The following is a 26,565-nucleotide window of genomic DNA, read 5'->3' as shown; positions in this document are numbered from 1 at the left end:
TGCCTAGTGCCTGGTGGCGACCAGGGTGCGACTGGCGTCGTTGGACGCTTCCCGCGGTCGTGACTGCTCCTGCCGCAAGGCCGCGAAACGCGCCTGGGACAGCGGTCGCTGCAGATGGAAGCCCTGGGCCTGGTCGCACCTGAGATCGGCGATGCGCGCCAGTTGGCCGGCGGTCTCGATGCCCTCGGCCACCACCGTGAGCGACAGCGCACGCCCCATGCTGACGATGGCCTCGACGATGGCCGCGTTGCTCTCGCTCACCTCGATGTTGGAGACGAAGCTGCGATCGATCTTCAGGCAATCGAAGGGATAGGTGCGCAGATAGCTCAGCGAGGAATAGCCGGTGCCGAAGTCGTCCATGGACAGTCGCACCCCCAGCGCCTTGAGCTTCTTCATCAACTCCAGGGCGCCCGCGGCGTCGTCCAGCAGGACGTTCTCGGTCAGCTCCAGCTCGACCCGCGCCGGATCGATGCCGGTGCGGTCGAGCACCTTGCGCACCCGCGCGACCAGATCGTCGCGCTGGAACTCCAGCGGCGACAGGTTGATGGACACGATCAGTTCCGGCTCCCAGACCACCGCCTGGCTGCAGGCTTCCTGCAGCACCCAGTCGCTCAGGCCGAGGATCAGTCCGGTCTCCTCCGCCACCCCGATGAATTCGGCCGGTGCCAGGCGACCGCGCGCGGGATGGTTCCAGCGCACCAGCGCCTCGGCGCCCAGCAGGCGTTGGCTGCTGGCGTCGAATCGCGGCTGGAAATCCAGCTCGAATTCCAGCCGCTGCAATCCCAGGCGCAACTCGGTCTCCAGTTGGCGCCGCTCGAGGATGCGCTGGTTCATGGTGGGCTCGTAGAACCTCAGGGTATTGCGCCCGGCGGCCTTGGCTTCGTACAGGGCGATGTCCGCATAGCGCAGCAGATCCTCGGCGCCATGGCCATCCTGGGGCGCCTGGGCGATGCCGATGCTCGCGCCAATATTGATGTCGTGCTCGTCGATGCGCATGGTCCGGCCGATGCCCTCCAGCATCCGGTTGCACATCAGGCTCACCTGCTCGGCACTCAGGCAGCCGTTCACCGCGATCAGGAATTCATCGCCGCCGATGCGCGCGACCAGATCGCCCTCCCGGACGCTGGCGCGCAATTCGCGAGCGACCTGGCAGAGCACCTGATCGCCCGCCCCATGGCCGAGGGAGTCGTTGACCGGCTTGAAGCGGTCCAGGTCGAGGGCCAGCAGATGCAGCGGCTGACTGGCACTGACGCCCTCGGCGAAGCGCTGCGCCAGGTAGCGGTGCAGCTGATGACGATTGGCCAGTCCGGTCAGGGCGTCGTGCCGGCTGATGTGCTCGATGCGAGCCTTGGCCTCGATCTCCTCGGTCACGTCGCATACGGTGCCGCGAAAGCCGGCCAGCAGGCCGCCGCTGATGATGGGCTGCGCCGAGAGCTGGCAGTACCTGAGCTTGGCCTGGGCATCGCGCATCTCGCAGGGCAGCGGACGGCGGGTGCGGCCGGCCGCCAGCGGCGTCCGGGCCACCTCCTCGACCTGGCTCGGCGGGTAGCCCAGCAACTCGTGCAGCGGACGCCCCAGCCAGTCTTCGCGGCTGAAGCCGGTGACGGCCACGAAGCGCTCCGAGAGATAGACCAGGCGCTGTTCGGCGTCGCTCTCCCAGATCCAGTCGGACGAGGCCTCGGAAACGGTACGAAAGCGCTGCTCGCTGTGCCTCAGGGCATCTTCGGCCACGTCGGTCTGCCGCGCCGCCAGGGCGATCCGCCGGCGCAGGTACCAGACCAGCAGCAGCGCCAGGCCACACATGGTCGCCAGCAGCGGCACGAATTGCGTCAGCAGGCGATGCCCCATGCCATGCACCAGCCAGTGGAAGGTCACCGCGATACCCGGATCGGACCTCACCACCAGGGTCGGCCGCTCCGCCAGGGCGGGCAGGTCCCCGGGCTCCGCGGTCAGCCCGGGCAATTCGAAGGCGTGCCCGAGCTGGGCCAGCTTGTCCGGCGTGAGGATGTCGACGAACACCATATAGGACAGCCGCTTGAAGTCCTGGTAGGTCGCATCCGGGCGGATGACCGCGGCCAGCACGCTGGCCGGCTGGCCATCGATCAGGAAATAGCCCTGGGCATAGCCATCCTTGAGCGAGCGTTCCCGCGCCTGCGCCAGCAGCGCCGTCTGGTCGTCGCCGAGCCAGGTGTCCAGTTGCATCTTGCTGCGGCCGCCGCCAACCACGGCATAGCGGGTCACGCCATTGGGTGCCAGGATGAAGGCGCCGTTCACTCCGTAGCCGCTGTAGAGGGACGGCCCCACATTGTCCTCCTCGTAGGCCCAGTTGACGTCGACCTTCTTATTGGTCCGCGCATAGGCCTCCAGCCAGAAGGAATAATCGGTCAGCACCCGACCCAGTTTGTCCACCCGCGTTTCCAGCGCGCGCTGGGCGTCCGCCTCGCTGTGGTGGCGTTGCTGCTCGTCGATGCGCGCGCACAGGTCGAACAGCATCCAGCCCGCCAGGGCGAAGATGAGGGTGACCAGGGCGAAGAAGCCGAGGGAGGCCTGACGGGCGACACGATTGAGTTGGGTAGGCACGAGAGCGACCTGTTGCAACGGGTTGTACGAGAGTGCTGACGGCAGGCGGCCAGGCCGTAATCGTCTGCCTTTATATCGGCACTGCCTTGGGCGGCTTGAAGCCCCCCCATAAATATTCCGCAGAAGAGCTCGCTAGAGCGGCTGCTTTTGCACCATCCATGGGCGCCGACGTACCGAGTGCGCCAGGACGGCGCAGCCTTTCCTGCCCCTCTTGCTCAAAAACGACAGAGGGGCGCCACTCACCCGGGCAAATGTTGACCTATCGGTCAGCTTTACCCACCATCAAGGCATTCGAGACCAGGTGGAGAGCGGCCGTGATCAGGTTTCTGCTGGACCAGGAGCTGCGCGTTGAAGAGCAGCTAGATCCCAACCTTACCGTGCTGCAGTACCTGCGCGAGCGCTGCGGCAAGACCGGCACCAAGGAAGGCTGCGCCTCGGGCGACTGTGGCGCCTGCACCGTGGTGCTGGCCGAGCCCGACGGCGACCAGCTGCGCTATCGCACCGTCAACAGCTGCCTGACCTTCGTCGCGGCACTGGACGGCCGGCAACTGATCAGCGTGGAAGACCTCAAGCACCAGGGCCGCCTGCACAGCGTGCAGCAGGCCATGGTCGACTGCCACGGTTCCCAGTGCGGCTACTGCACCCCGGGCTTCGTCATGTCGCTGTTCGCCTTGCAAAAGAACGTCGCCGCGCCGGATGACGCCGCCACCCACGAGGCCCTGGCCGGCAATCTCTGCCGCTGCACCGGCTACCGACCGATCCTGGCCGCAGCCGAGCAGGCCTGCGCCGGCCGTCAGCCGGATCAGTTCGATGCCCGCGAGCAGCAGACCCTGGAGCGCCTCGAGGCCCTGGCGCCACTACCCGACACCCATCTAGAGGGCGCCAACCGGCGCTGCCACAGCCCCACCACCCTGAGCGAACTGGCCGGTCTCTACCAAGCGCACCCCGAGGCGCGCCTGCTGGCCGGCGGTACCGACCTGGCCCTAGAAGTCACCCAGCAGCATCGCCGTCTGGAGACCCTGATCTACCTGGGCAACCTCCCGGAATTGCGCGGCGTCACCGTTGGCGACGATTCGATCGAGATCGGCGCCGCCACCCCGCTGGCCGACTGCGCCGCCGCCCTGGCCGCCGACTACCCGGACTTCGGCGCCCTGCTGCAGCGTTTCGCCTCCCTGCAGATCCGCAACCAGGGCACCCTGGGCGGCAATATCGGCAATGCCTCGCCCATCGGCGACAGTCCGCCCCTGTTGCTGGCCCTGGGCGCCAGCCTGCTGTTGCGCCAGGGTGAACGCCTGCGCGAACTGGCTCTGGACGATTTCTTTCTCGACTACCGCAAGACGGCCCTGGAACCCGGCGAATTCATCCAGGCGGTCCGGGTGCCGCGGGCGCGTGAGGGCCTGGTCTTCCGCGCCTTCAAGGTATCCAAGCGGCTGGACGACGATATCTCCGCGGTCTGCGCCGCCTTCGCGCTGGAGCTCGACCAGGACCGCGTCGCGGCGGTACGCATCGCCTACGGCGGCATGGCGGCCACGCCCAAGCGTGCCGCTCAGTGCGAGCAGGCGCTGCTTGGCCAGCCCTGGAATGCCGCGTCCATCGAACGCGCCGTCCAGGCCCTGGCCGAGGATTTCGCCCCACTGTCGGACTTCCGCGCCAGTCGCGAATACCGCCTGCTGACGGCGCAGAATCTGCTGCGCAAATGTCACTTGGAGACCACCCAACCCACGCTCGCCACGAGGGTCACCGCCCATGTCTAGCACCCTCCCTGTTCGCACCCCCGAGGAAATGGCCGCGGCCTTCGCCGCCGGCCTGGCCACCGGCGTCGGAAAATCGCTCAAGCACGAGAGCGCAGACAAGCATGTCAGTGGCGAGGCCCTGTACATCGACGATCGCCTGGAATTCCCCAACCAGTTGCACGTCTATGCGCGAATGAGCGAGCACGCCCATGCGCGGATCAAGCACATCGATCTCGCGCCCTGCTACGCGATTCCCGGCGTGGCCCTGGCCATCACCGCCGCCGACGTACCGGGCCAGCTGGACATCGGCGCCGTCCTCCCCGGCGATCCGCTGCTCGCCGATGGCGAGGTGCAGTACCTGGGCCAGCCGGTATTGGCGGTGGCCGCTACCAGCCTCGATGCCGCCCGCCGTGCGGCCCAGGCCGCCCTCATCGAATACGAGCCGCTGGAGGCCATCCTCGACGTCAAGGAAGCGCTGCGCCGCGAGCACTTCATCTCGCCCAGCCACAGCCACCACCTGGGTGACGCGGCCGCCGCCCTGGCCGCTGCCCCCCATCGTCTGCAGGGCGAACTGGCCATCGGCGGCCAGGAGCACTTCTACCTGGAAACCCAGGTGGCCTCGGTCATGCCCACCGAAGACGGCGGCATGCTGGTCTATTCCTCTACCCAGAATCCCACCGAGGTGCAGAAACAGGTGGCCGAGGTGCTCGGCGTCTCCATGAACAGGGTCACTGTCGACATGAGACGCATGGGCGGTGGCTTCGGCGGCAAGGAGAGCCAGGCCGGCATGCCGGCGGCGCTCTGCGCGGTGTTCGCCCATCTCACCGGGCGCCCGGTGAAGATGCGCCTGCCGCGCTTTGAAGACATGCACATGACCGGCAAGCGCCATCCCTTCCATGTCGAGTACGACGTCGGCTTCGACGACGAAGGCCGGCTGCTGGGCATCCGCTTCGAACTGGCAGGCAACTGCGGCTATTCGCCGGACCTGTCCAACGCCATCATCGACCGCGCCATGTTCCATGCCGACAACGCCTACTTTCTCGGCAATGCCCAGATCACCGGCCACAGATGCAAGACCCACCTGGCGTCCAACACCGCCTACCGCGGCTTCGGCGGCCCCCAGGGCATGCTGGCCATCGAGAACGTCATGGACGCCATCGCCCGCCATCGCGGTCTCGATCCGCTGGAGGTCAGGCGGCGCAACTACTACGGCAAGGAGACGCGCAACCTCACCCACTACCACCAGGTGGTGGAAGACAATCTGCTCGAGGAGATGACCGCGGACCTGGCGGCCAGCAGCGACTACCAGGCGCGTCGTGCGGCCATCCGCGACTTCAACCGGAACAGTCCGGTACTGAAGAAGGGCCTGGCCCTGACCCCGGTGAAATTCGGCATCTCCTTCACCTCTTCCTTTCTCAACCAGGGCGGCGCCCTGGTCAATGTCTACACCGACGGCAGCATCCACCTGAACCACGGCGGCACCGAGATGGGCCAGGGGCTCAACACCAAGGTCGCCCAGGTGGTGGCCGAGGTCTTCCAGGTCGACGTAGCCCGCATCCAGATCACGGCGACCAACACCGACAAGGTGCCCAACACCTCGCCCACCGCCGCTTCCAGCGGCACCGATCTCAACGGCAAGGCCGCGCAGAACGCCGCCCAGACCATCAAGGACCGGCTGATCGATTTCGCCAGTCGGCACTTCCACGTCGGGCCCGAAGAGGTCGATTTCCGCAATGGCCATGTCAGGGTGCGCGATCGCCTGCTGAGCTTCGAGGAGCTGATCCAGCTGGCCTACGTCGGCCAGGTGTCACTCTCCAGCACCGGCTACTACCGCACGCCCAAGATCCATTACGACCGCGACCAGGCCCGCGGTCGGCCCTTCTACTACTACGCCTTCGGCGCCGCCTGCTCCGAGGTGCTGATCGACACCCTCACCGGCGAATACCGCCTGCTGCGCACCGACATCCTCCACGACGTCGGCGCCTCCCTGAATCCGGCCATCGACATCGGCCAGGTGGAAGGCGGCTTCGTCCAGGGCCTGGGCTGGCTGACCATGGAAGAACTGGTGTGGAACGACGCCGGCAAGCTGCTCACCGCCGGTCCCTCCACCTACAAGATCCCGGCAGTGAGCGATGTGCCACCGGATCTGCGCGTACGGCTGGTGGAGAATCGACAGAATCCCGAGGCCACGGTGTTCCACTCCAAAGCCGTGGGCGAGCCGCCCTTCATGCTCGGCATCTCGGTGTGGTGCGCCCTGCAGGACGCCGTGGCCAGCGTGGCGGACTACCGCTTCCATCCCGCGCTGGACGCGCCCGCCACCCCCGAGCGGGTACTCTGGGGCGTGGAACGCATGCGCCGCCTGGCCGCCGAAAGCCAGGTCATACCTGTGACGGCCACGGAGGAACCGGCATGACCCCCAAACGTGGCTGGCTGGCCCTGCTGGCCGACTTCGAGGCACGCGGCGAACCCTGCGTGCTGATCACCGTGGCCGACGAACAGGGCTCCACGCCCCGCGAGGCCGGCACCAAGATGCTGGTGGGGCGCGAGGAGCAGCACCTGACCATCGGTGGCGGTCATCTCGAATACCGCGCGGTGGACATCGCCCGGGAAATGCTCGCCGCCGGCACCCGCCAGCCGCGCCTGGAACGCTTCTCCCTGGCCGCCAGCCTCGGCCAGTGCTGTGGCGGCGTCACCACCCTGCTGTTCGAACCCCAGCTGGCGCAGGACGTCCCGGTGATCGTCTTTGGCGCCGGCCATGTCGCCCGGGCCCTGGTGCCACTGCTGGCGGGATTGCCCTGCGCCGTGCGCTGGGTCGACTCGCGGCCCCAGGAGTTTCCCGCCGTCCTGCCCGCTGGCGTGGAAAAGATCGTTACCGACGAGCCGGTCGACGAGATCGCCCGCATGCCGGCGGGTGCCTACTACATCGTCATGACCCATAATCATCCCCTGGACCTGGAGTTGACCGACGCCATCCTCGCCCGCGGCGACCATGGCTACTTCGGCCTGATCGGCTCCAAGACCAAGTGGGCCAAGTTCCGCCACCGCCTCGCCGCCCGTGGCCACGGCGCCGACCGCCTGGCCACGGTGCGCTGCCCGCTGGGCCTGCCCGAGGTCCAGGGCAAGTTGCCGCTGGAGATCGCCATCGCCGTGGCCGGCGAGGTCATCGCCCACTACGGCCGCCAGGCCCAGCAGGCGGACCAGCCGCTGCGCCTGGTCAACGCCGTCGCGCCCAGCTGATCCCCTTTTCCGCCGCTTCGTCTTTCAGAGATCGTTATGACTGCCATCGCCCATCGCGCCGCCCTGCTCCACAGCCTCGCCGACCCGGCCGAGGTGGGGCTGGACGCCTCCTACGAATACCACGCCGACGGCCTGCTGCTGGTCGCGGACGGCCGCATCCAGGCCATGGGTCCGGCCGCCGAACTGCTGCCCACCCTGCCAGCCGGCACCGAGGTGATCGAGCACCCCCACGCCCTGATCACCCCCGGCTTCGTCGACACCCATATCCACTATCCGCAGACCGGCATGATCGCCAGCTACGCCGAACAGCTGCTGGACTGGCTGGACACCTACACCTTCCCCACCGAGGGCGCCTTCGACGATCCGGCCAAGGCCGCCGAGGTGGCCGAGGTCTTCGTCGGCGAACTGCTGCGCAACGGCACCACCACGGCCCTGGTGTTCGGCAGTGTCCATCCGCAGTCGGTGGATGCCTTCTTCGAGGTCGCCGAACGCCTCGACCTGCGCATGATCGCCGGCAAGGTGCTGATGGACCGCAACGCCCCGGACTATCTGCAGGACACCGCCGAGTCCGCCTACACCGACAGCAAGGCGCTGATCCAGCGCTGGCACGGCAAGGGCCGACTGCACTACGCCGTCACCCCGCGCTTCGCCCCCACCAGCACGCCGGAGCAACTGGAAGCCGCCGGCCGCCTGCTGGCCGAGCACCCGGACGTCTACCTGCACACCCACCTCTCCGAGAACCTCAAGGAGATCGACTGGGTGAAGGCGCTGTTCCCGGAGCGCAGCCACTACCTGGACGTCTACGACCACTTCCAGCTGCTCGGTCCGCGCTCGGTGTTCGCCCACGGCATCCACCTCTGCGACGCCGAATGCCAGCGCCTGCACGACACCGGTTCGGCGGTGGCCCACTGCCCCACCTCCAATCTCTTCCTCGGTAGCGGGCTGTTCGATCTCCAGCGGATGGAAGCCTTCAAGGTCAATGTCGGCCTCGGTACCGATGTCGGCGCCGGCACCAGCTTCTCCCTGCTGCAGACCCTCGGCGAGGCCTACAAGGTGCAGCAACTGCGCGGCCATCGCCTGCACCCCTTCAAGTCGCTCTACCTGGCCACCCTCGGCGGCGCCCGCGCCCTGCGCCTGGACGACCGCATCGGCAGCCTGGCCCCCGGCCACGACGCCGACTTCGTGGTGCTCGACCTCAAGGCCACCCCGCTGCTCGACTACCGCCTGCAGCAGTCCAAGAGCCTGGAAGAAACCCTCTTCGTCCTCACCACCCTGGCCGACGACCGCGTGGTGCGCGAGACCTATGCCGCGGGTCGCCGGGTACACAGCCGCGACAGCTGAACCTGTTGGGCTTCGCCGCTGGAGCCGCCTCAACCCAACCTACCCATCAACGTAGGTTGGGTTGAGCCTAGCGAAGCCCAACAAACCCAAACGACCAAGCCCGAGCCTCGATCCGGTAGCGTGGAAAACCGCGCCGCGTTTTCCACTGGCAGGCCCGCGGCAGGGTGGATAAGGCTGCGCCGTTAGCCACCCTGCAAGCGCTTTATCGGCGGATCAGGCGAGCTGCGCCAATTGGCCACCCTGGCGTTCCAAGGGCGTGAATCCGGCCAGCGCCGTCGGGTCCTTGAGCACCGCGACGAAGGCTTCGCGGAAGGCCTTCATCTCATTCGGCAACCCGACGCTGACCCTTACCCAGGTCGGCCACGCCGGCCAGGTGCGACCGATGACGATGTTGCGCCTGGCCAGGGCGGCGATCACCTGCTGGCCCGGATGACCGGTATCCACCATGAAGCAGTTGCCCTGGGAGGCCGTGCAGGCGAAGCCCCGTTGACGAAGCCAGGCCAGGGTCTCGTCGCGCGTGGCGGCATTCTCCTTGCGGCGCTGCGCTACCAGCTGGCGATCCTCCAGGCTGGCCATGCCACCCAGCATGGCGGCGACCGGAATGGCATTCTCGCCGCCGAACACCTCCAGCCTGGCCAGCAAATCCGGTTTACCCACGGCGAAGCCCAGTCGGGCGCCGGCCATGCCGTAGAGTTTGGAAAAGGTCTGCAGGACCAGAACATCGTCATGCTGCGCGGCCAGGTCCAGGCAGCTCTTTTCGTTGCTCAGGTGGATATAGGCCTCGTCGATCATCACCACGCTACCCTTGGGGCGATTGGCGATGGCGAATTCGATGCGCTCGCGTGCCGTGACGGTGCCGGTGGGGTTGTTCGGATTGCAGATGTAGATGAGCCCGGCCTGGCTGTCCGCCGCCAGCATCGCGGGAATGTCGTGGGCATGGCTGGCGTCCAGCGGAACCTCGTGGACCGGTGCCCCCTTGGCTTTGGCTGCCACCATGGCCGCTTCGTAACTGGGGTTGGCCAGCACCAGGCTGCGGGGCCCGGTAAAGGCCATCACCGCGTACTGCAGGGGTTCGCTGGAGCCGCAAAAGGCGTGTACATGATCCTTCGGCAAGCCGTGCTGGCGGGCGAACAGCTCGATCAGCTGCTCCTGATACTCGAAGTGATAACGGCCACTCAGGGCCGCCCCTCGCTGCATGGCGGCCACGGCCTTGGGCGAAGGTCCCAGCGGATTCTCGTTGTAGTTGATCAGCACCTTTTCCCGCACGGGCGGCGCGGCCGTATCCGCGGCAGCCAGACGGGACCAGCCCACCAGCGGAACTGCGGCGGAGGCCAGGGTGGCCAGGCTGACGAAGGAGCGACGAGACATCTCGGACATGACAATTTTCCCTGTATGACGATAGAGCAGCGATGGATCGCTTTGACGTCATGCAAGGTGCGGGCCTAACGATTAGCTAGCTATCATAATGGCCACTCGCCAGTAGAAATGGCCGCCGGTCCGCGGCGGCCATTTCTTTAGCCTCAGCTGGTGCGATAGCGCTCCAGCCAGTGGGCGTAGGGCGCCGGCAGCACCCAGGACGGCTTGCCGACGCCCAGGGCCTTGGCCGCATAGTAGGGCCAGTGCGGATCGGCCAGGTGGGCGCGTCCCACCATCACCAGATCCAGCTGCTCGTCGGCCACCACCTGGTTGGCCAGGGCCGGGGTGTCGATGTTCCAGGCCGAGGCCACCTTGAGGCCGGTCGCCTTGCGCACCTGCTCGGTGATGGGTGCCAGCAGGCCCGAGCCCCAGGGGATGTTGGCGGTCGGGGTGGAGAAGCCGATGCTGACGCTCAGCAGGTCCAGGCCTTCGCGCTTGAAGCCCTGGGCCAGCTCGATGGATTCGGCCAGGGTCTCTTCGTCGCGACCGTCGTATTCGATCACGCCGAAACGCGCGGTCAGCGGCAGGTGCTCCGGCCAGACCTGGCGCACCGCGGCCAGGGTTTCCAGCAGGAAGCGGCTGCGGCCGGCGAGGTCGCCGCCGTACTGGTCGTCACGCTGGTTGGAATGCACCGAGAAGAAGCTCTGCGCCAGGTAGCCGTGGGCGAAGTGCAGTTCCAGCCACTCGAAGCCGGCCTCGTAGGCACGCTTGGCGGCGTCGACGAAGTCCTGGCGGACCCGGGCGATGTCGTCCAGGGTCATGGCCTTGGGGACCTTGGGCAGGTTGGCGCCAAAGGCCACGGCGGACGGGGCTATGGTGTCCCAGCCGCGGGCGTCGGCGGCGGCGATATGGTCGTCACCTTCCCAGGGCCGGTTGGCGCTGGCCTTGCGACCGGCGTGGGCGATCTGGATGCCCGGTACCGAACCGGCGGCCTTGATCGCTTGGACCACCGGCACGAAGGCCTGGGCCTGGGCATCCGACCAGATGCCGGCGCAGCCGGGCGTGATGCGGCCTTCCGGCGAGACCGCCGTGGCCTCGACGACGACCAGACCCGCACCGCCACGGGCCAGGCCGGCATAGTGGACCTGGTGCCAGTCGTTGATGACGCCGTCCACGGCGCTGTACTGGCACATGGGCGGAATGGCGATGCGGTTGCGCAGCGTCACGTCCTTGAGGGTGAAGGGTTGGAACAATGCGGACATCTGAGCGGTCTCCCGTATGGTGACAAGGTGTACGTCGAAATCTTGTTCGTTAATTCGATATTAATCGAACATAACATAATCGCCAACCCCCGGTGTATGATTGGCGCATGCGCCCTTTCAAACATCCCAGTCCCGACGAATTTTCCCTTGAGCGTCTGTTCCACGCGCTCAGCGATCCCGTGCGCCTGGATATCGTCCGCTATCTGGCGCGGGTCGCCGAGGCCACCTGTGGCGAACTCGACGGCGGCCGTCCCAAATCCAGCATGTCGCATCACTTCCGTGTCCTGCGCGACGCCGGCCTGGTGCATACCCGCAACGCCGGTACCACGCACATGAACCAGTTGCGGCGCGAAGACCTGGATCAGCGCTTCCCCGGTCTGATGGCAGCCATCCTGGCGCAATCTTCCGATCCCGTCGCCAAGCCGGACTGACCCACCCTGAATGGCAGCGGGCGGGCCGCAATCGCCCCGTCCCACCCGAGGTCCTTGCCTGTCGTCGCCTGCCGTCTCGGCTGGTCCGGGCGCAGGGAACTCTCCGCCGTTTTTCCCGCTCTTCCCGGTATGAAGGTTGCAGCAGGCGGTGACAGCACAGACGCTGGGCGCTGCCGGGAGGTAGAGGATGGGCAAGCACTGGGGATTGGCGACCGCACTGGCGGGTGTCGCCGCGCTACTCGCCCTCGTACCCAGCCCCGAGCCCATCGCCGAGGCGCGGGGTATCCAGAGGGTCATCGCCTTTGGTGACAGCCTCATGGATTGCGGCACCTTCGGCCACATCTATGCGACCAATCCGGGGCGTACCTATCCGCAGGAAATCGCCGACGCCTACGGCATCGAGCTGGGCCCGAATCGCCAGGTGGAAGGCTATGGCCACGAGGGACCGAGCGACCCCGACGGCCTCTGCTACGCCGAGGGCGGCGCCGTGACCGGCAGCTTCACCGAGCCGGGCTTCGACCACAACGAGGCGCCGCTGGCCTTTTCCCAGCAGATCCGCAACTTCGAGATGCAGCATGGCCGCTTCCGCCAGCAGGACCTGGTGCTGGTGCAGATCGGCGGCAATGACATCATCGGGCCCTTCTACGACAAGAAGCTCAAGGCCGCGCTGATGGCCGACTCGCCACTGCCCCCCGAGGTCCGCGAACAGGTCGAGGCGCGGATCCGGCATACCGCCCTGAACGAGGTCAAGCTGTTGCGCTATCTGCTGAGCCTGGGTGCCCAGCGGCTGGTGGTGCTCAACAACACCGACTACGGCAAGGCGCCCTATCTCGAGCCCTGGACCGAGCAGGTGGCGCAGCGCAACCATGAGCTGGTCAAGCTCTACAACGATACCCTGCAGGCCAACCTGCCGGCCGGAGACCGTCTGCTGCTGGTGGATGCCTACCGGGTGATGGAAGAGGTCTTCGCTCACTACGGCAACTACGGCTTTACCCATGCCGAAGGGGATGCCTGTCTCCCCGGTCGCGAATTCTGCGATCCGGACAGCTACGTCGAACCGGGCGCTGACCAGGCCTATATCTTTGGCGCCCGCGGGCATTTCGCCAGTCGTACCCACAGCATGCTGGCCCAGGTGGTGCTGGAACGCATCGCCCAGACCTGGCCCGGCAGTGCCGTGCCGGATCGTCCGCTGCTCGCCACCGCGCGACTCAACACCGAGCCGACCTTCCACTAGCTCCGCGGACCTACGCCCTACCCTGGTGCCGATTAGGGCGGAAGCGCACCGCCGCGGAGCAGTTGCCGCTAGCTGCCGCGGTAGGTCGAGTAGCTATAGGGAGAGACCAGCAGCGGCACGTGGTAGTGCGCGCCCTCGTCGGCGAGGCCGAAGCGCAGGACCACGGTATCGAGAAAGGCCGGTTCATCCAGCGCCACCTGGCGGCGCCGGTAGTACGCGCCCACCTCGAACTCCAGCTCATAGACCCCTGCCGTGAAGGCGTCGCCCTGCAACAGCGGCGTATCGCTGCGGCCATCGGCGTTGGTGCGCCCTTCACCCAGGGCCTGTCGCGCGGCCCCCTCCAGACGGTACAGGCGAAAGACGATATCTGCGCCCGGACAGCCACCAGCAGTGTCCAGCACATGGGTCGTCAGGTAACCGCCAGGGGAAGAAACGGACATGGGAGCGCTCCTGCAGGGTGATGAGCCAGCCTATCAGTTTTTCAGCCAGCGATTGTATACAGCCCTACCAGAGGCACTGTTTGCGGCCTGGGCGCGTTCCAGCCGGCCGAAAGTCTTCAGACCGGTCAGACCAGTTAGGCAGGATTCTTGCTGGGACTCGGCAAAGGTCTCCAAACATTGTATACAAAACATCTCGACTGCCAGGATGCCCCTTCCATGACTTATCCCCGTGATCTCATCGGCTATGGCGCCCAGCCGCCCCACCCCCGCTGGCCGGGTGACGCCCGCATCGCCCTGTCCTTCGTGCTCAATTACGAAGAGGGTGGCGAGCGCAACATCCTCCACGGCGACAAGGAGTCCGAGGCCTTTCTTTCCGAGATGGTCGCCGCCCAGCCGTTGCCGGGCGTCCGCAACATGTCCATGGAGTCGCTCTACGAATACGGCAGTCGCGCCGGCGTCTGGCGCATCCTGGAACTGTTCGCCAGGCACCAGGTGCCCCTGACCATCTTTGCCGTGGCCATGGCCGCCGAGCGCCACCCCGAGGTCATCCGCGCCATGGTCCAGGCCGGCCACGAGATCTGCAGCCACGGCTATCGCTGGATCGACTACCAGTACATGGACGAAGCCGAGGAGCGCGCCCATCTGCAGCGCGCCATCGAGATCCTCACCGAACTGACCGGCGAACGACCGCTGGGCTGGTACACCGGCCGGACCGGTCCCAATACCCGGCGCCTGGTGATGGAGGAAGGCGGCTTCCTCTACGACAGCGACACCTACGACGACGACCTGCCCTATTGGGAACCCAATACGCCCACCGGCAAGCCGCACCTGGTGATCCCCTACACCCTGGACACCAACGACATGAGATTCACCCAGGTCCAGGGCTTCCACACCGCCGAGCAATTCTTCCAGTACCTCAAGGACGCCTTCGACACCCTCTACGAAGAAGGCGCCACCGCGCCCAAGATGCTTTCCATCGGTCTGCATTGCCGGCTGATCGGTCGCCCCGGTCGCCTGGTGGGCCTCAAGCGCTTCCTCGAATACGCCCAGAGCCATGAGCGCGTCTGGTTCGCCCGTCGGGTGGACATCGCCCGTCACTGGCACAGTGAGCATCCGCCGGCATGAGCACCTTCCAGACCGTCACCCCCAGCCAGCTGGAGCGCGCCGCCTTCGTCGCGACCTTTGGCGGCATCTACGAGCATTCCGCCTGGGTCGCCGAGCGCGCCTTCGACGAGCGCCAGCCGTTGCCGGACAGCGTCGAAGCCCTGCACCAGCGCCTCGCCGCCCAGGTCGCCCGCGCCAGCCAGGCCGAACAGCTGGCGCTGATCCAGGCGCACCCGGATCTCGCCGGACGCGCCGCCCTGGCTGGAGAACTGACCGCCGCCAGCAGTGGCGAACAGGCCGGTGCCGGCCTCGATCAATGCACCCCGGACGAACTCGAACGCTTCAGCCGCCACAACGAGGCCTACCGCGCCAAATTCGGCTTCCCCTTCATCATGGCGGTGAAGGGCAGCAACCGGCACCTGATCCTGGCCGCCTTCGAGGAACGCCTGCCCAACAGTCCGGAGCAGGAATTCCAGCGCGCCCTGGCCGAGATCGACCGCATCGCCCTCTTCCGCCTGCAGACCCTCTGACCCCTCCCCCGACAAGAGCACCCCATGAAACGCACCTACGCTGCGCCCTTCGAGAAGTACCTCAACCTCGCCGATGCCCGCCTCGGCACCCGTGTCATCAGCGTCACCGACGACTGGTTCGCTGCCGCCGACCGCATGCTCCAGCCCCACGAGCCGGAGTGGAAGGAAGGCGTCTACGACGACAACGGCAAGTGGATGGACGGCTGGGAGTCGCGGCGCAAGCGCTTCGAAGGCTACGACCATGCGGTCATCCGCCTGGGCGTGCCCGGCTCGATCAAGGGCGTCGACATCGACACCCGCTGGTTCACCGGCAACTACCCGCCCTCGGCCTCCCTGGAAGCCTGCTTCTGCGCCGAGGGCGACCCGGCCGCCGATGCCGCCTGGACCGAGGTGCTGCCGGCCATCGAGATGCAGGGCAACAGCCATCACTACCATGCCATCGCCGATGACCGCCCCTGGACGCACCTGCGCCTGAACATCTATCCCGATGGCGGCGTGGCCCGCCTGCGGGTCTATGGCATTCCCCACCGCGACTGGTCGGCCCAGGCCGACGACGAAGTGCTGGATCTGGCCGCCGCCCTCAACGGCGGTCGCGCCCTGGCCTGCAACGACGAGCACTATGGCCGCATGAGCAACATCCTCAACCCGGGCCGCGCCGCCAGCATGGCCGACGGCTGGGAAACCGCGCGCCGCCGCACCCCCGGCAACGACTGGGTGATCGTCGCCCTGGGCCACGCCGGCATCGTCGAGGAAATCCTGGTGGACACCTTGCACTTCAAGGGCAACTACCCGGACAGCTGCCAGATCCAGGGCGCCTACGTGCGTGGTGGTACCGATGGCCAGATCGAGACCCAGAGTCTGTTCTGGCAGGAACTGCTGCCGCCGCAGAAGCTGCAGATGCACCAGGAACACAGCTTCCGCGAGCAGGTGCGCAACCTCGGCCCCATCACCCATGTGCGCCTGAACATCTTCCCGGACGGCGGCGTCAGCCGACTGCGACTGTTCGGCAAGGTGGCGCGGGGCCAGGCATGAGCCGGCCACTGCGCATCGAGCCGCTGACCGCCGAGGGCTTCGCGCCCTTCGGCGAGGTCATAGAGACGGCGGACCGGGACTGGTATCCCATCAACAACGGCTCGACCCATAGATACCACGCCCTGGCACGGGTCGAGACGGGGCCGGCGGACGGCGCGGCGATCATCAGCATCTTTCGCGCCCGGCGGCTGGACTATCCGCTGACCATCGCCATGCTCGAACGCCATCCCCACGGCAGCCAGGCCTTCGTGCCGCTGCGCGGCGAGCCTTTCCTGGTGGTGGTGGCGCCGCCGGCGACGGTCCCGGATGCCGGCGCCATCCGCGTTTTCCGCACCGATGGCCGCCAGGGCATCAACTACCATGCCGGCGTCTGGCACCACCCTGTGCTGGCCCTGCGCGACGAGGATGAATTCCTCATCGTCGATCGCGCCGGCAGTCTGCCCAACTGCGACGAGTTCTTTTTCGCGGCCGCGGAGTGCCCGACCCTGGCGCTCTAGGGCGCCACTGGCGCGCGCCTGAGCTGCTTGCGCAGCAGGCGCGCACTGTCGAGACAGACCCAGGCCACTGCCAGCCAGATGGGGCCATAGGTCCAGATCGCGCCCTCCGGCAGCTGCTCGCCGAGCACATAGAGGGCGACGAACACCAGCAGCGCCGGCTCCACATAGCTGAGGATGCCGAACAGACTCAGCGGCAGCATGCGACTCGACGCCAGCATGGCGGCGAAGGCGATGGCACTGAGCAGGCCCAGGCCTGGCAGGAGCGCCCAGAGCCAGGGCGACTGCTGCAGGATGACGCCGGGCGAGAACCAGTGCAGGGCGAGCAGCGCGAAGGGCAGCAGGCAGACCATCTCCAGGACGAACCCGGACAAGGCGTCCACCGCCATCCAGCGGCGCAGGACGAAATACGGCGGATAGCCCACCACTGGCAGCAGGCTGACCCAGGACAGCGCCCCGGTTACCCAGACCTCGTTGACCACCCCCAGCAGCGCGCAGCCGACCGCCAGGCGCTGCAGCGGCCGCAGCCGCTCGCCATAGACCAGCCGGCCTGTCAGCACGATGGCCAGGGGCAAGAGGAAGTAGCCCAGCGACATGGCCATGGCCTCGCCGTTCATGGTCGCCCAGACGAACACCCACCACTGGATGCCCATTAGCAGCGCCGCCGCCGGGATCGCCAGGCATAGCCGGGGCTCGCGCACCAGTCGCTTGAGCGTGCCCCACAGGGCCCTGCCCTCCCGCAGCAGCAGCACCAGCAGGAGCACCATGGGCAGCGACCAGACCACCCGCAGGGCCACCACCTGCAGGCCGTCCAACGGCGCCAGCCAGGCGAAGTACACCGGCATCAGCGCGAACAGCACCGACGACAGCACCGAAAGGCCCAGGCCCTTGCCGGACAGCACGTTCATGACTGACGCCCCAGACGATTGATGAATAGCGACAGCAGGATGATCCCACCGCCCAGCAACAGCCTAGGCAGATCGGCCGGGTGCTGCCAGATCAGCAGGCTGACCAGCAGGCCCGCCGGCACATGGGCTTCGTTCATGATCGCCAGGGTGCCGCCGTTGACCCGCAGCGAGCCCAGGGTCCACCAGTAGAGGCCGAGCGCCGTGGCGAAGACGCCCATCCACACCAGTACGCCCCACTGCAACAGGGTGCCGGGCAACCGCGCCGGATTGCCGAACAGCAGAAAGGACAGCGCCGCCACCAGCAGGGCGCCGAGAAAGAACAGCCCGAAATGGCGATGCAGGGCGCCCTGCCCGGCATAGGCATGCCCCAGGTGCTTGCACAGCACCTGGCCGGCGGCAAAGGTCAGGTTGGCCACCTGCAGCAGGAGAAAACCCAGCAGGTAGTCACCGGTCAGCGGCTGGAAGCGGATCAAGGCCGCGCCGCCCACCGCCACCACGGCGGCGAGCAGCGACCAGATTCGCAAGTGCCGCTGCCAGGCGTCGTCCAGCAGGGTCACGTAGATGGGCGTGAGCACGGTGAACAGCAGCACCTCGGGTACCGTCAGCACCGCGAAGCTGCGATACAGGCATAGATAGGTGATGCCGAATTGCAGCGCGCCAGCCGCCATCAGCCCCAGGGCGAAGCGTCCCGGCACCCCGCGCCAGCGGGTGAAAGGCAGGAACAGCACGAAGGCGATGGCCACGCGGACCAGCACGGCGAAGTCGCTGTCGACCCGACCGGCGAGGTATTCGCCGATCAGGCTGAAGGAAAACGCCCAGATGAGGGTGACGAGCAGGAGATAAGGCATGACGGCGACGCACGAAAAAGGTGCGCGACCTTAACGTGCCCGCCGCCCGAGGGAAACCCCCGGCCCTTCACGGCCTAGCGGGTGGCGTTCAGGCCCGAGGGTTCGCCGCCGGTGAGGCCCGCCACCGACTGGTTGGCCTGCAGCACGTTGTCGGCACCCGAGACCAGCGTCTTGGGCTCGGCCACCCCGGCCGCGCGGGACCAGTAGACCTGCTGACTGGAACCACCCACGGCGATGTCGGCCTGGCTGAGCAGGGTCAGGCGCGCCTTGGCGCCGTAGCCGTAGGCATCGACCTTGGCCAGGCCATCGCTGCCGCGCACATTGGCCTGCACCTGCTGATAGCCGCCGCCGATGCTCAGGCTGGCCACGGCGCCCCTGACCGTGGTCACGCTGCCCAGGCCATGGATGGTCAGCGCCCGGGCGCTGTCGAGCACCAGGCGATGATGGCTGCCATAGACCGACACCTCACCGCACTGGCCTTTCAGGGTCAGGGTATTGCCCTCGCCGGACAGGGACACGTCGCGCCCCTCGCAGTCGAGGGTCCGGCTGATGTTCATGCCTTCGATATCGATGGGATCGGCGGCCGCCGCGCGAGATTCCTCGGCCTGGACCAGCAGCGGCGCGATGACCAGACAGCAACCCAGCAACGCCTTGAATGACGACATGGAGACTCCTTGTCTTGCCTAGAGTGGGAAACTCATCGGCAGGCTTGGAGGCTGGCGCCGGCGGGACATTTGACCCGCCAGCCGACATTTTTTCATGCCGTGATGGACGCCGCGTTTTGCCATTGCCAGGCTAGGCACTAACATGCGCCCTTTCGTGAGCCCAGAGCGCTTGATGAAGACTCCTCGCGTTTCCCTCGATCAGTGGCGGACCCTGCAGGCGGTGGTGGATCACGGCGGCTACGCCCAGGCCGCCGAGGTGCTGCATCGCTCCCAGTCGTCGGTCAGCTATACCGTCGCGCGCATGCAGGAGCAGCTCGGCGTGCCGCTGTTGCGCCTAGAGGGACGCCGCGCCGTGCTGACCGATGCCGGCGCCGTGCTCCTGCGCCGCTCGCGCCGCCTGGTGCAGCAGGCCAGCCAGCTGGAGGAACTGGCCTACCACATGGAACAGGGCTGGGAGTCCGAGGTGCGGCTGGTGGTGGACGCCGCCTACCCCACCCGTCCCCTGCTGCTGTGCCTGCGCGAATTCATGCCGCAAAGTCGTGGCTGCCGGGTACGGCTGCGCGAAGAGGTGCTGTCCGGCGTGGAAGAGGCCCTGCTCGACGGCTCGGCGGACCTGGCGATCACCGGGCTGGTCATCGCCGCGCACCTGGGGGCCTCCCTCGGCACCGTGGAATTCGTCGCCGTCGCCCATCCCGAGCATCCGCTGCACCAGCTGCAGCGCACCCTGGTGACCGCCGATCTGGAAGAACAGCTGCAGATCGTGATCCGCGACAGCGGCCGCGCCCAGCCACGGGATGCCGGCTGGCTGGCCGCCGAGCAGCGCTGGACGGTGGGCAGCATCAGCACCGCGGCGACCTTCTTGCGTGACGGCCTGGGCTTCGCCTGGCTGCCCCGGGACGCCATCCAGACCGATCTCGAGGCCGGTCTGCTCAAGCCGCTGCCCCTGGAACAGGGCGCCCAGCGCTTCCATCCCTTCCAGCTCTACAAGACCCGCCAGCACGAGCTGGGCCCGGCCTCGCAGATCCTCATGAACCTGCTGCGCAAGCATGCCCTGCCACGCTGACCGTGGCGGGGTGCCGGCCGGGTTGCTATCGTTCGCCAGTCGTCTCCGCCACTCAAGGATCCATCATGTTCAAAGCCCTGCTTGCCGCCTGCGCGCTGTTCGTCGCCTCCTCCACCTGGGCCGCGGACAATCCGCACGTGCTCATCAGCACCAACAAGGGTGACATCGAGGTCGAGCTGGACGCGGCCAAGGCACCGGTCAGCACCGAGAACTTCCTCGGCTATGTCGACAGCGGCTTCTACAAGGGCACCCTGTTCCACCGGGTCATCCCCGGCTTCATGATCCAGGGTGGCGGCTACACCCGCGACATGCAGGAAAAGCGCACCAAGGCGCCGATCAAGAACGAAGCCGACAACGGCCTGAAGAATCTGCGTGGCACCCTGGCCATGGCGCGGACCTCGGACGTCAATTCCGCCACCAGTCAATTCTTCATCAACGTCGAGAACAATGCCTTCCTCGACCACGGCTCGCGCGACTTCGGCTATGCGGTGTTCGGCAAGGTCGTGCGCGGCATGGAAGTCGTCGACCAGATCGCCGGGGTGCAGACCACCCGCCAGGGCATGCTGCGCGACATTCCCCGTGAACCGGTCATGATTCTCGCTGCCAAACGGCTGTAGCCGACCCGTCCTGCCGGACGATCCGCTGGCGGTCGTCCGGTCAACCAGGCGAGGCCCCAGTGCGAGACGCCGTCTCCTCCTCACAAGGACCCCGCATGATCTTTCGCCGCTTCGAACGCCTCATCGATGCATTTCGGGAAGCCCCCGATGAAATGCCGCCCACTGGCGTCGGCGCCTTCTATCTGCACTTCCTCAAGCAAGCCTGGCCGGCCTTCGCCCTGCTGTTGGCGGTCGGTCTGATCGGCGCCCTGATCGAGGTCGCCCTGTTCAACTTCATCGGCCAGATCGTCGACCTGGCCGGCAGCGCGCCCAACAGCACGGTGTTCTTCCAGGAGCACGGCGGCACCCTGATCTGGATGGCGGTGGTTACCCTGGTCATCCGGCCGCTGTTCATCAGCCTGCATGACCTGCTGGTGCACCAGACCATCACCCCCAGCCTCACCACCCTGATCCGCTGGCAGAACCATCGCTATGTGCTCAAGCAGAGCCTGGGTTTCTTCCACAGCGACTTCGCCGGGCGCATCTCCAACCGCATCATGCAGACCGGTGTCTCCCTGCGCGATTCGGCGGTGCAGGCGGTGGACGCCATCTGGCACGTGCTGATCTTTGCCGTCACCTCGCTGATCCTGTTCGCCCAGGCCGACGTCTGGCTGATGGTGCCCCTGGTCCTCTGGATCATCGGCTACGTCATCGCCCTCTGGTATTTCGTGCCCCAGACCAAGGAGCGCTCGGCCATCGCCTCCGAAGCCCGCTCGCAGCTCTCCGGGCGCATCGTCGACGGCTACACCAACATCTCCACCCTGAAGCTGTTCTCCCACTCCGCCCAGGAGGAGCAATACGCCCGCCAGGCCATGGAAGAGCAGACCGAAAAGGCCGAGAGCGCCGCGCGCCTGATCACCGCCATGGGCGTGACCATCGCCATCCTCAGCGGCTTCCTCATCGCCGGCACCACCGGCCTCGCCCTCTGGCTCTGGCACCAGGGCGTCATCAGCGTGGGCGCCATCGCCCTGGCCACCGGCCTGGTGATCCGTATCAACAGCATGTCCGGCTGGATCATGTGGGTGGTCAACGGCATCTTCGAGAACATCGGCATGGTGCAGGACGGCATGAGCACCATCGCCAAGCCGCGCCAGGTCGGCGATGCCCCGGACGCCAAGCCCTTGCAGGTGAGCCGTGGCGCCGTGCTGTTCGAGGACATCCATTTCCACTACGGCAAGGGCGCCGGCATCATCGAAGGCCTGACCCTCGACGTGGCCCCGGGCGAGAAGATCGGCCTGGTCGGCCCCTCGGGCGCCGGCAAGTCCACCCTGATCAACGTCCTGCTGCGCCTCTATGACCTGGAAGGCGGTCGCATCCTGGTCGATGGCCAGGACATCGCCCACGTCACCCAGGAAAGCCTGAGATGCCAGGTCGGCGTGGTCACCCAGGACACCTCGCTGCTGCACCGTTCGATTCGCGAGAACCTGCTCTACGGCCGCCCCGAGGCCACCGACGAGGAGCTGCACGCGGCCCTGCGCAAGGCCAAGGCCGACGACTTCATCGCCCGCATCACCGATGCCCATGGCCGTACCGGCCTGGACGCCCAGGTGGGTGAGCGCGGCGTCAAGCTCTCCGGCGGCCAGCGTCAGCGCATCGCCATCGCCCGCACCCTGCTCAAGGACGCGCCCATCCTGCTGCTCGACGAAGCCACCTCCGCCCTCGATTCCGAGGTGGAAGCGGCCATTCAGGAGAGTCTGGAGACCCTGATGGAAGGCAAGACGGTGATCGCCATCGCCCACCGGCTGTCGACCATCTCGCGCATGGATCGCCTGGTGGTCATGGAGCGCGGCCAGATCGTCGAGATGGGTTCCCACGACGAGCTGATCGCCTACAACGGTCTCTATGCCCGCCTATGGCGCCACCAGACCGGCGGTTTCGTTGGTCACGGCGTGCCGGGCAGGCAGCGGGTGCGCAGCAGCTCCAACTGACGCTCCTGGTCCAGCCCCGGGTAGAAGCCTTCGATCTTCTGCAGGCCGCCCAGCCAGCTGCGTCTTTCCACCACGCACTCGAACACCGGGCAGGCCGCCTGTCCGGTGGCGCGGCAGTCGCGGTAGTAGGTCAGGCGCTGGCTTTTCTGCGCGGTACCCTGGAACGGGCCCTGGCGCTCCTGCAGCACATAGAAGTCGATGTCCGCCGCGCTGCGATGGTTCTCCCACTGGAACGCCAGGGTACTGGGATAGAAGAGCACCAGCAGGCCCGCCAGCAGCACCCAGAGAATGGCCGCCGTCACCGGCAGGGGCAGCCGCGAACGGAAGCGACGGCCACCGCGGATGATCAGCGCCGTCACTATGGTGACCAGCGCCAGGGCTATGCACAGCGACGGCAGACCGGTGATGACCTGCCCCGCCACGCCGATGTCCAGGCCACTGGGCGACGGCACCGTCCGATAGCCGATCTCCAGTCGCTCCCAGCCCACCCGATTGCCGATCAGGCCGGCGAGACCGAAGACTGCGGCCAGGCCAACCAGAGCCCAGAAGGTACGAGGATTGCTGTTGCGCATGGGGAAACGTCCAGACAAAGACCGGGAGACTGCCTAAGCCCGCAGGCGTTGGCAAATCAGAATTTCTCCGCCACCCGGTCCTCTATAGAAGGCGATCTGCAGAGGAATCCGTCCATGACCATAGATCTCGCCCGTGCCGTCCACATCGTCGAAAAGGCCTTTCTGCCGCTGCACGGCGAGGTCCGTGAAGACCCCAGCGACGCCAGCTTTTCCTTCGCGGTGACGGACGGCAGCCAGGTCCTGGCCTCGGTCGCCCACGTCGCCCGCAGCCAGTACAGCCATGCCGGCCACCTCGCCGCGCTGATCGAACGGACCCGCCTGGAACTGGCGCACGACGGCCATCTGCTGGAACCCTGGTCGATGCCGGGCTAGCCGCTGGCCGCTGCCGGGCAGCGCTAGGTTCGGCAAGGCGCTGTCGAGCTGATAGACTGCCGCCCCGCAGCCGCCACACCCCGTGGCCCAACGCGAGTGGTTATCGTGGAAATTTTCAAAGAATTCATTTTCGAAGCCGCGCACTTCCTGCCCAATGTTCCGGCAGGTCACAAGTGCGGCCGTCTCCATGGGCATTCCTTCAAGGTAGGCCTGCACATCGAAGGCGCAGTCGATCCCCATACCGGCTGGGTCCGGGATTTCGCCGACATCAAGGCCGTCTTCAAACCCCTGTACGAGCGTCTCGACCATCACTACCTGAACGACATCCCGGGCCTCGAGAACCCCACCAGCGAGGTGCTCGCCCGCTGGATCTGGCAACAACTCAAGCCCCAGCTGCCCGAGCTCAGCCAGGTCCGCGTCCATGAGACCTGCACCTGCGGCTGCATCTACCGCGGCGACTAATTCGCCCCTCCCATTCAAGGTGGCGATGGCGGCAGTCATTTTTCTGCCATAATTCGCGCCTGCCAACTGTCGACGTATCCCCATGTTCGAACTTTTCAGCGGACTCCACGCCTGGGTCGCCATCAGCCTCGTCTTGGCCCTGGCCTTTGTGCTGGCCTTTGAATTCATCAACGGCTTCCACGACACCGCCAACGCCGTCGCCACGGTGATCTACACCAAGGCCATGCCGCCGCACCTCGCGGTGTTCTTCTCCGGCATCTTCAATTTCCTCGGTGTGCTGCTCGGCGGCGTTGGCGTCGCCTACGCCATCGTCCACCTGCTGCCGGTGGAGCTGCTGATCAACGTCAACACCGGCCACGGTCTGGCCATGGTGTTTTCCCTTCTCGCCGCGGCCATCACCTGGAACCTGGGCACCTGGTACTTCGGCATCCCCGCCTCCAGTTCCCACACCCTGATCGGCTCCATTCTCGGCGTCGGCGTGACCAACGCCCTGCTCACCGGCATCCCGATGAGCGAAGGGGTGAACTGGCAGAAGGCGATCGACATCGGCCTGTCGCTGATCTTCTCGCCGCTGGCCGGCTTCGCCGTCGCCGGCCTGCTGCTGCTCGCCCTCAAGCGCTGGCGGCCGCTGTCGAAGATGCACAAGACCCCGGAACAGCGCCGCGAAGTGGACGCCAAGAAGCACCCGCCGTTCTGGAATCGTCTGATGCTGGTCCTCTCGGCCATGGGCATGAGCTTCGTGCATGGCTCCAACGACGGCCAGAAAGGCATCGGCCTGATCATGCTGGTGCTGATCGGCATCGTCCCGGCCAAGTTCGTACTGGACCTGGACAGCACCACCTACCAGATCGAGCGCACCCGCGACGCCGCCATCCACCTGGGTCAGTTCTACGAGCGCCAGGGCGACAACCTCAAGGACTTCCTCGCCGAAGTGCCCGGCAATCGCGACCTGCCCCAGGAATTCCGCTGCGCCCCGCACATGACCGTGCCGACACTGCAGGCACTGCTGGCCGATCTGGAAGGCATCACCGACTACCGGGCCATGAGCGACGACCATCGCCAGCAGGTGCGCCGCTACCTGCTGTGCCTGGACGACACCGCCAAGAAGGTGAGCAAGCTGCCGGTGTTGACCGCGCGCGATCGCGACGACCTGAGCCGCCTGCGCAAGGATCTCACCAGCACCACCGAATACGCGCCCTTCTGGGTCATCATCGCGGTCGCCCTGGCCCTGGGCATCGGCACCATGGTCGGCTGGCGCCGGGTGGTGCTGACCGTCGGCGAGAAGATCGGGCGCCAGGGCATGACCTATGCCCAGGGCGTCAGCGCCCAGGTGACGGCCGTGGCCGCCATCGGCATGGCCAACGTCTTCGCCCTGCCCGTCTCCACCACCCACGTGCTGTCCTCGGGCGTGGCCGGCACCATGGTCGCCAATCGCAGCGGCCTGCAGGGCAGCACGGTGCGCAACATCCTGATGGCCTGGGTCCTGACCCTGCCGGCCTCCATGGCCCTCTCCGCCGGCCTGTTCTGGCTGGCGCACCTGTTCCTGTGATCCGCGCCGACCGGGCGCCGCATCGGCGGCGCCCGGTCGGACCCCTCGTCGGGAAAGCCTGAACAGGATAGCTATTGACGAGTCTAGTGAAATGTGTCCCAGCAGAGACACCTTTCCGAGACAGCCGTACGGTGAACGTCAATGACTCCTGCGACCTACATCCTTCTTCTGATTCTGGGCTGGCTGGCCCTGGCGCTGGCCATACTCTGGGCCATGCTGCGCCTGGCACGTCGCGCCAGACCCGTGGCGACCTCCTCGCCCAGCGTGCTGCCCAAGGCCACCCCCACCGCCCCCGTGAGTCCAGCCAAACACCTGGTCTGCTAGAACTGCGGACGTGACGAGGCCCCCTCGACACCCAGGGAGTGCGCGGGAGAAAAAAGAAGGATTCTTATTGTTTGAAAGGAAGGGATTCGAGCGAAGGCGAATCAGGTGAGCAGGGTATTTTCCTGAGCACTGCGGCTCATCTGCTCGAGGATCTGGTCTTGCTGCTGCGGGGTCAGGGTGTCCCAGCAGTGGTGCTTGATGAACAGCCCGGCGCCGAAGGCGACGTACAGCGACAGGGCGACGATCACGAGCGTTTCCAGCCCGACGATAGCCCAGGAACGACTCTTGGACGCATTGTCCTTGGTTTTCATAACGACCTCATCAGATTAAGAGGGGCAATAGTTTAGTCCCTTAAGCAACTGCCGTGCAGCGCCAGCCGTCGAATGGTCAAGCCTCTTGACCTGGTTGCTCGATACGGCTGTGCGCTTCTACCAGACCCGTCAC

Annotated in this window: 26 protein-coding genes; 17 read left to right on the top strand and 9 right to left on the bottom strand. The window is 66.6% G+C overall.

What is annotated here, in order from left to right; all coding sequences use genetic code 11:
- Positions 1-3: 3 nt before the first annotated feature.
- Complete coding sequence (locus tag OXS31_RS05895) at positions 4-2,580, bottom strand: EAL domain-containing protein (protein ID WP_260982864.1); 2,577 nt, start codon at positions 2,578-2,580, stop codon at positions 4-6.
- Positions 2,581-2,894: 314 nt separating this feature from the next.
- Between OXS31_RS05895 and xdhA the strand changes: the two genes are divergently transcribed.
- The 4 genes from xdhA to guaD are packed head-to-tail and all read left to right on the top strand — an operon-like array spanning position 2,895 to position 8,891.
- The gene (gene xdhA, locus OXS31_RS05890; RefSeq protein ID WP_044342809.1) at positions 2,895-4,334 is read left to right on the top strand and encodes a xanthine dehydrogenase small subunit; all 1,440 of its coding nucleotides are present in this window, start codon (positions 2,895-2,897) and stop codon (positions 4,332-4,334) included.
- Positions 4,327-6,726, top strand: coding sequence for a xanthine dehydrogenase molybdopterin binding subunit (xdhB, locus tag OXS31_RS05885; protein ID WP_267398306.1), 2,400 nt, complete (start codon positions 4,327-4,329; stop codon positions 6,724-6,726). Before xdhA ends, xdhB begins: the two co-directional genes overlap by 8 nt.
- Positions 6,723-7,550 (top strand): xanthine dehydrogenase accessory protein XdhC, encoded by an 828-nt coding sequence (gene xdhC / locus OXS31_RS05880; RefSeq protein WP_077172534.1) that lies wholly within the window; start codon positions 6,723-6,725, stop codon positions 7,548-7,550. Before xdhB ends, xdhC begins: the two co-directional genes overlap by 4 nt.
- Before the next feature lie 30 nt (positions 7,551-7,580).
- Positions 7,581-8,891: a guanine deaminase gene (guaD, locus tag OXS31_RS05875; protein ID WP_267398577.1), complete on the top strand. Its 1,311-nt coding sequence runs from the start codon at positions 7,581-7,583 to the stop codon at positions 8,889-8,891.
- A 213-nt stretch (positions 8,892-9,104) separates the two neighbouring features.
- Here the strand turns inward: guaD and OXS31_RS05870 are convergent, their stop codons facing one another.
- Together OXS31_RS05870 and OXS31_RS05865 are read right to left on the bottom strand one after the other, a co-directional pair.
- Positions 9,105-10,268, bottom strand: a complete 1,164-nt coding sequence (locus OXS31_RS05870) for a pyridoxal phosphate-dependent aminotransferase (RefSeq protein WP_027599778.1) — start codon at positions 10,266-10,268, stop codon at positions 9,105-9,107.
- Between the two features lie 143 nt (positions 10,269-10,411).
- Complete coding sequence (locus tag OXS31_RS05865) at positions 10,412-11,509, bottom strand: NADH:flavin oxidoreductase/NADH oxidase (protein WP_267398305.1); 1,098 nt, start codon at positions 11,507-11,509, stop codon at positions 10,412-10,414.
- A gap of 107 nt (positions 11,510-11,616) precedes the next feature.
- On the opposite strand from OXS31_RS05865, the gene OXS31_RS05860 reads away from it, so the two are divergent.
- Positions 11,617-11,940, top strand: coding sequence for a metalloregulator ArsR/SmtB family transcription factor (locus tag OXS31_RS05860; RefSeq protein ID WP_007158858.1), 324 nt, complete (start codon positions 11,617-11,619; stop codon positions 11,938-11,940).
- Positions 11,941-12,127: 187 nt separating this feature from the next.
- Positions 12,128-13,174 (top strand): SGNH/GDSL hydrolase family protein, encoded by a 1,047-nt coding sequence (locus OXS31_RS05855; protein ID WP_027601946.1) that lies wholly within the window; start codon positions 12,128-12,130, stop codon positions 13,172-13,174.
- A gap of 68 nt (positions 13,175-13,242) precedes the next feature.
- Here the strand turns inward: OXS31_RS05855 and uraH are convergent, their stop codons facing one another.
- A complete protein-coding gene (uraH, locus tag OXS31_RS05850; RefSeq protein ID WP_042133511.1) occupies positions 13,243-13,614 on the bottom strand; it encodes a hydroxyisourate hydrolase in 372 nt (123 codons plus the stop codon).
- A 216-nt stretch (positions 13,615-13,830) separates the two neighbouring features.
- Here uraH and puuE point away from each other — a divergent pair, with 216 nt between their 5' ends.
- From puuE to OXS31_RS05830, 4 genes are read left to right on the top strand one after another with little or no spacing between them, the layout of a single operon-like run.
- The gene (gene puuE / locus OXS31_RS05845; RefSeq protein WP_044342803.1) at positions 13,831-14,739 is read left to right on the top strand and encodes an allantoinase PuuE; all 909 of its coding nucleotides are present in this window, start codon (positions 13,831-13,833) and stop codon (positions 14,737-14,739) included.
- Positions 14,736-15,248, top strand: a complete 513-nt coding sequence (uraD, locus tag OXS31_RS05840; protein WP_267398302.1) for a 2-oxo-4-hydroxy-4-carboxy-5-ureidoimidazoline decarboxylase — start codon at positions 14,736-14,738, stop codon at positions 15,246-15,248. The genes puuE and uraD overlap by 4 nt, the downstream gene beginning before the upstream one ends.
- Before the next feature lie 24 nt (positions 15,249-15,272).
- Entirely contained in the window at positions 15,273-16,280 is a 1,008-nt protein-coding gene (alc, locus tag OXS31_RS05835; RefSeq protein WP_267398301.1) for an allantoicase, read from the top strand.
- Positions 16,277-16,777 (top strand): ureidoglycolate lyase, encoded by a 501-nt coding sequence (locus OXS31_RS05830; protein WP_267398300.1) that lies wholly within the window; start codon positions 16,277-16,279, stop codon positions 16,775-16,777. Before alc ends, OXS31_RS05830 begins: the two co-directional genes overlap by 4 nt.
- On the opposite strand, the gene rarD is transcribed toward OXS31_RS05830, so the two are convergent.
- The 3 genes from rarD to OXS31_RS05815 form a co-directional block, all read right to left on the bottom strand.
- Complete coding sequence (gene rarD / locus OXS31_RS05825; protein ID WP_027599786.1) at positions 16,774-17,682, bottom strand: EamA family transporter RarD; 909 nt, start codon at positions 17,680-17,682, stop codon at positions 16,774-16,776. The genes OXS31_RS05830 and rarD overlap by 4 nt on opposite strands.
- Complete coding sequence (locus OXS31_RS05820) at positions 17,679-18,530, bottom strand: EamA family transporter (protein WP_007158866.1); 852 nt, start codon at positions 18,528-18,530, stop codon at positions 17,679-17,681. The genes rarD and OXS31_RS05820 overlap by 4 nt, the downstream gene beginning before the upstream one ends.
- 74 nt (positions 18,531-18,604) lie before the next feature.
- Positions 18,605-19,195 (bottom strand): DUF3060 domain-containing protein, encoded by a 591-nt coding sequence (locus OXS31_RS05815; RefSeq protein WP_007158867.1) that lies wholly within the window; start codon positions 19,193-19,195, stop codon positions 18,605-18,607.
- Between the two features lie 172 nt (positions 19,196-19,367).
- Between OXS31_RS05815 and OXS31_RS05810 the strand changes: the two genes are divergently transcribed.
- The 3 genes from OXS31_RS05810 (at position 19,368) to OXS31_RS05800 (ending at position 22,842) form a co-directional block, all read left to right on the top strand.
- Positions 19,368-20,258, top strand: a complete 891-nt coding sequence (locus tag OXS31_RS05810; RefSeq protein ID WP_007158868.1) for a LysR family transcriptional regulator — start codon at positions 19,368-19,370, stop codon at positions 20,256-20,258.
- A 65-nt stretch (positions 20,259-20,323) separates the two neighbouring features.
- Positions 20,324-20,875 (top strand): peptidylprolyl isomerase, encoded by a 552-nt coding sequence (locus tag OXS31_RS05805; protein WP_007158869.1) that lies wholly within the window; start codon positions 20,324-20,326, stop codon positions 20,873-20,875.
- A 95-nt stretch (positions 20,876-20,970) separates the two neighbouring features.
- Positions 20,971-22,842: an ABC transporter ATP-binding protein gene (locus tag OXS31_RS05800; RefSeq protein WP_267398299.1), complete on the top strand. Its 1,872-nt coding sequence runs from the start codon at positions 20,971-20,973 to the stop codon at positions 22,840-22,842.
- On the opposite strand, the gene OXS31_RS05795 is transcribed toward OXS31_RS05800, so the two are convergent.
- The gene (locus OXS31_RS05795) at positions 22,797-23,414 is read right to left on the bottom strand and encodes a hypothetical protein (protein ID WP_267398298.1); all 618 of its coding nucleotides are present in this window, start codon (positions 23,412-23,414) and stop codon (positions 22,797-22,799) included. The genes OXS31_RS05800 and OXS31_RS05795 overlap by 46 nt on opposite strands.
- A gap of 114 nt (positions 23,415-23,528) precedes the next feature.
- Here OXS31_RS05795 and OXS31_RS05790 point away from each other — a divergent pair, with 114 nt between their 5' ends.
- From OXS31_RS05790 to OXS31_RS05775, 4 genes are all read left to right on the top strand, one after another.
- Positions 23,529-23,786 carry a hypothetical protein gene (locus tag OXS31_RS05790; protein WP_007158872.1) on the top strand — a complete coding sequence of 86 codons (258 nt, stop codon included), beginning with the start codon at positions 23,529-23,531 and terminating at the stop codon, positions 23,784-23,786.
- Between the two features lie 105 nt (positions 23,787-23,891).
- Positions 23,892-24,248: a 6-carboxytetrahydropterin synthase QueD gene (queD, locus tag OXS31_RS05785; protein ID WP_074583066.1), complete on the top strand. Its 357-nt coding sequence runs from the start codon at positions 23,892-23,894 to the stop codon at positions 24,246-24,248.
- Between the two features lie 82 nt (positions 24,249-24,330).
- A complete protein-coding gene (locus tag OXS31_RS05780) occupies positions 24,331-25,797 on the top strand; it encodes an inorganic phosphate transporter (protein ID WP_007158874.1) in 1,467 nt (488 codons plus the stop codon).
- 141 nt (positions 25,798-25,938) lie between these two features.
- A complete protein-coding gene (locus OXS31_RS05775; RefSeq protein ID WP_042133499.1) occupies positions 25,939-26,121 on the top strand; it encodes a hypothetical protein in 183 nt (60 codons plus the stop codon).
- Between the two features lie 101 nt (positions 26,122-26,222).
- On the opposite strand, the gene OXS31_RS05770 is transcribed toward OXS31_RS05775, so the two are convergent.
- Positions 26,223-26,432 carry a hypothetical protein gene (locus OXS31_RS05770; protein WP_007158876.1) on the bottom strand — a complete coding sequence of 70 codons (210 nt, stop codon included), beginning with the start codon at positions 26,430-26,432 and terminating at the stop codon, positions 26,223-26,225.
- Between the last annotated feature and the right edge of the window lie 133 nt (positions 26,433-26,565).

This window comes from Pseudomonas sp. GM_Psu_1 (assembly GCF_026544185.1).
Classification (GTDB): domain Bacteria; phylum Pseudomonadota; class Gammaproteobacteria; order Pseudomonadales; family Pseudomonadaceae; genus Chryseomonas; species Chryseomonas oryzihabitans.
The sequence above is the reverse complement of the archived record's forward strand: the minus strand, read 5'-3'. Positions and strand labels throughout refer to the sequence as shown.

Coding starts and splice junctions, on each gene's coding strand:
- OXS31_RS05865 (WP_267398305.1), bottom strand. CDS start 11,509: ATGTCCGCATTGTTCCAACCCTTCACCCTCAAGGACGTGACGCTGCGC.
- OXS31_RS05820 (WP_007158866.1), bottom strand. CDS start 18,530: ATGCCTTATCTCCTGCTCGTCACCCTCATCTGGGCGTTTTCCTTCAGC.
- OXS31_RS05775 (WP_042133499.1), top strand. CDS start 25,939: ATGACTCCTGCGACCTACATCCTTCTTCTGATTCTGGGCTGGCTGGCC.
- xdhB (WP_267398306.1), top strand. CDS start 4,327: ATGTCTAGCACCCTCCCTGTTCGCACCCCCGAGGAAATGGCCGCGGCC.
- OXS31_RS05770 (WP_007158876.1), bottom strand. CDS start 26,432: ATGAAAACCAAGGACAATGCGTCCAAGAGTCGTTCCTGGGCTATCGTC.
- OXS31_RS05780 (WP_007158874.1), top strand. CDS start 24,331: ATGTTCGAACTTTTCAGCGGACTCCACGCCTGGGTCGCCATCAGCCTC.
- OXS31_RS05805 (WP_007158869.1), top strand. CDS start 20,324: ATGTTCAAAGCCCTGCTTGCCGCCTGCGCGCTGTTCGTCGCCTCCTCC.
- rarD (WP_027599786.1), bottom strand. CDS start 17,682: ATGAACGTGCTGTCCGGCAAGGGCCTGGGCCTTTCGGTGCTGTCGTCG.
- OXS31_RS05790 (WP_007158872.1), top strand. CDS start 23,529: ATGACCATAGATCTCGCCCGTGCCGTCCACATCGTCGAAAAGGCCTTT.
- alc (WP_267398301.1), top strand. CDS start 15,273: ATGAAACGCACCTACGCTGCGCCCTTCGAGAAGTACCTCAACCTCGCC.
- OXS31_RS05795 (WP_267398298.1), bottom strand. CDS start 23,414: ATGCGCAACAGCAATCCTCGTACCTTCTGGGCTCTGGTTGGCCTGGCC.
- OXS31_RS05800 (WP_267398299.1), top strand. CDS start 20,971: ATGATCTTTCGCCGCTTCGAACGCCTCATCGATGCATTTCGGGAAGCC.
- OXS31_RS05830 (WP_267398300.1), top strand. CDS start 16,277: ATGAGCCGGCCACTGCGCATCGAGCCGCTGACCGCCGAGGGCTTCGCG.
- puuE (WP_044342803.1), top strand. CDS start 13,831: ATGACTTATCCCCGTGATCTCATCGGCTATGGCGCCCAGCCGCCCCAC.
- OXS31_RS05810 (WP_007158868.1), top strand. CDS start 19,368: ATGAAGACTCCTCGCGTTTCCCTCGATCAGTGGCGGACCCTGCAGGCG.
- OXS31_RS05855 (WP_027601946.1), top strand. CDS start 12,128: ATGGGCAAGCACTGGGGATTGGCGACCGCACTGGCGGGTGTCGCCGCG.
- uraH (WP_042133511.1), bottom strand. CDS start 13,614: ATGTCCGTTTCTTCCCCTGGCGGTTACCTGACGACCCATGTGCTGGAC.
- xdhC (WP_077172534.1), top strand. CDS start 6,723: ATGACCCCCAAACGTGGCTGGCTGGCCCTGCTGGCCGACTTCGAGGCA.
- OXS31_RS05870 (WP_027599778.1), bottom strand. CDS start 10,268: ATGTCCGAGATGTCTCGTCGCTCCTTCGTCAGCCTGGCCACCCTGGCC.
- OXS31_RS05815 (WP_007158867.1), bottom strand. CDS start 19,195: ATGTCGTCATTCAAGGCGTTGCTGGGTTGCTGTCTGGTCATCGCGCCG.
- OXS31_RS05860 (WP_007158858.1), top strand. CDS start 11,617: ATGCGCCCTTTCAAACATCCCAGTCCCGACGAATTTTCCCTTGAGCGT.
- uraD (WP_267398302.1), top strand. CDS start 14,736: ATGAGCACCTTCCAGACCGTCACCCCCAGCCAGCTGGAGCGCGCCGCC.